The organism is Pseudomonas sp. 2VD (assembly GCF_005503585.1).
GTDB classification, from domain to species: domain Bacteria; phylum Pseudomonadota; class Gammaproteobacteria; order Pseudomonadales; family Pseudomonadaceae; genus Pseudomonas; species Pseudomonas aeruginosa.
The window spans coordinates 1-3,102 of sequence record NZ_SCND01000521.1 but is presented as its reverse complement, the minus strand read 5'-3'; the positions used below and the strand labels follow the sequence as shown (position 1 = coordinate 3,102).

The following is a 3,102-nucleotide window of genomic DNA, read 5'->3' as shown; positions in this document are numbered from 1 at the left end:
GCGTTGGAGTGCGTGGATCGTCGCCGTGGCGATCTGTCTCATGGTCGGGGACGCGACCGCCGCTGGCTGGCGTTCGGCAAACTTCCGTGTCTATAGCGGCGACTACAATGGCGACGGTCAGCCGGACCTCTACCTGAAGGCGGTCACTTCGGTGGTCGTGGTGGGAGGCGAAGTGGCTACGCCGATTCCGCTCCTGCCACCGTTGAAGAATGTCGTCCTGCTGCGCAATGGTGCCAGCTACAGCGCCCTCTACGATCCACCGGCGGCGGATCTGAACGCCGTGGCCTGGACGGCGGCGCCCTACCAGAGCTTCATCGGCGACCTGAATCGCGATGGCATCCTCGACCTGGTCCTGCAGCCGAACGATTCCAGCGACTCGCTGCTGATCGTCAGCGGCAACCCTTCCGCGCACGGCGTACTGCAGGTAGCCAGCGGTACCGGGCTGGGCACCGAGATCGGCTACGACGCCGGCGCTCGTTTCGCCCTTGGCGATTGGCTGGGCAACGGCGGTACCAGCATTCGAGTCAGCCATCCGACCCAGGGGCAGAGCACGTTGTTCATCGATGCCGGTGGACAACTGGTGGCTCGCTACCTGAGCGTACCCACTCCGCTTCCCGGCGTGGTACTGGGCAAGGCAGCGGAAGCCTTCACCGCGTTGAACCTGCTGGCTCCCCAGGCAGGTGTGAGAGGCGACGGTGGGTTGGACTACCGTTATCCCCTCGAGCTGCCGCCAGGCATTGCTGGGCTGCAACCCGAGCTGGCACTGGTCCAGGGCGGTGGGGGCGGCGTGCTGGGCGAAGGTTGGAGCCTGGCTGGGCTGTCGTCGATCGAGCGTTGTCCGGCGAGCATCGCCCAGGATGGGCAGAACCGCCAGGTCGGCCTGTTGGAGTCGGATCGCCTATGCCTGGATGGCATGCGCCTGCAGTTGCTGTCCGGCGAGTACTTCAAGCCGGGCAGCGTCTATCGTACCGAGATCGACAGCTTCTCCCGAGTCCAGGCCACCGGCAGCGCCGCCTCGCTCGGTTTCGAAGTACGTACTCGGGACGGTCGGATTCTGACCTATGGCGGCGCGGCTGCGATTAAGGCGCAAGGAGCGGCGGTTCCCTATCAATGGGGCATCAGTTTGGCGACGGACCGCTTCGGTAATGCCATCGAATACCGCTACCTGGCCGCCAACAGTCTGGTCCCCAGCGAAATACTCTATGCCGGTAACCGGGTTTCCTTCGAGTACGCAGGCGCCTTGCGCAGCGTGCCGCGCTATTTCGCCGGTGGCTATACCAGTTCCACCCATGTACTGACCGCGATCGCCGTGCGGGGACCTGCCGCGCAGCAGTTGTTTCGCACCGAACTTGCCTACGAGCGCACCCAGGGCGACGCCAGCAAGGTGCGTTTGAAGCAGGTGCAACGGTGCGCCTGGGGGAGCGCCGGCAAGGAGTGTCTGAGTCCGGTTGCCTTCGACTACCTGGCGGGCGTCTATGGTTATACCGGGACGGCTGAGTCCGCTGGCTTGGACAAGTTCGACTATGTGCTGATCAGCCAGGCCAGCTTCGTCACCGCCGATCTGAATGGCGACGGCCGCCACGCCCTGGTCAACGCCACCATGGGCAAGCTGAAGGCGGTGACCTACGACGGCGGCAGCCTGGTCGAGCGGCTATTGTACGACGCCGATAATACGCCGTTGTTTTCCCTGACGCGGATGGATTTCAACGGCGACGGCAAGGACGAGATCCTCTTCCTGCGCATGAGGAAGGACCCGAATTCCGCGAACGCCGACATGCAGTGGATGCTGTATACGGCCAATGGCGTGGTTGCCCTGGGCGATACCTGGACCGCCCCGCCGGCCGGCCCCAACGGCATCGTCTATTCCCTGGCCGGCGGTTCCACCGGCTTCGCCACCTACGCGCCGCTGGTGGCTGATCTGGACCAGAACGGCTCGCTTGACCTGTTCCTGCCCATCAATGGCAGTTGGGTGGCTTACCTCAATCGTTCCGGAGCCATCCCCTCCTTCGCTCGTAGTGCCCTGCTCAGCGGCTTCAAGACCATCGACTATGGCTGGTTCTCCTACTGGGGCAGTGATCCCGGCGGCGGCGTGCGCCTGGCCAGCGGCAAGGCCGGCAAGCTGTCTGCAGGTATCTGGCGCAGTGGCAGCGGCATGGCGCCGGCGGCGATGGTCGACCTTGGCATCGAGCTGGCGCGGGCGCTGACTGCCGATGTCAATGGCGATGGGCAGATGGACTACCTGGTACCCAACGCCTCCGGCAAGGTCGATCTGTTGCTGAATACCGGCGGCCCCCTGTCGGCGGGTTTGTTCCAGCGCCTGGGGACTTCGTTGTCGGCTGCCCAGTTGCTGCCAGAGTACAGGTTTCGCGCCTCGCTCCAGGACTACGCGGCCAAGGCCGTCGACTACGATGGAGACGGCCGCGAGGAAATCCTCTATCCCCGCGCTTCCGGCACTTTCGGTCTGCTCCGCTTTACCGGCAACGGCTTCGAGGAACTGGACTCCGGGGTTCCGCTGAGCCGCCGTTTGGCAACCTCGACGACGCAACTGGACAAGAGTTGCCAGGATGCCCTGGCGGTCTGGAAGCGGATCATGGACACCGCGCCGGATGCCGCCGGGCGCGAGTCGGCGAGTTGGCTGTACTACCAGACCGCCGCCAACTGCGGCTTCAGCCCGGAAGGCCTGCTGGTAGACCCCTACGAGATGTTCGTCGCGGACGTCAACGGCGACGGTTTCCAGGATGTGCTGGTCGGCGGCAGCCTGGTCGTCGAGCCGCTCAGGCGCAGCATCCGTTGGCGGGCGTTCCTGCACAACCGACGCTCGCCGGAACTGCTCAGTCGGATCGACGCCGGCAGCGGCAACAGCCTCGGCATCGAATACGCCCGGCTCAACGATCCCGCCGTGCATACGCCGCAGGTCAGCGCCTTCCCCCAGGTTTCGCTGAATATTCCCAGACCGGTGGTCAGCCGCCTGCGGGTCGCCGACGGTATCGGCGGCACGCGCGACTACCAGTATCTCTATCAGGGGGCGCTGACCTGCGGCGAATGCACGGCGGGATCGTTGAGCCGGGCGTATTCGATGCCGAGGCTGTTGCCGCTGCCGGC

At 65.1% G+C, this 3,102-nt stretch carries 1 protein-coding gene; it reads left to right on the top strand.

All coding sequences use genetic code 11. The features are described from left to right. The coding region (locus FFS27_RS30985; protein ID WP_256659805.1) for an FG-GAP-like repeat-containing protein at nucleotides 1-3,102 on the top strand (3,102 nt) is incomplete at both ends.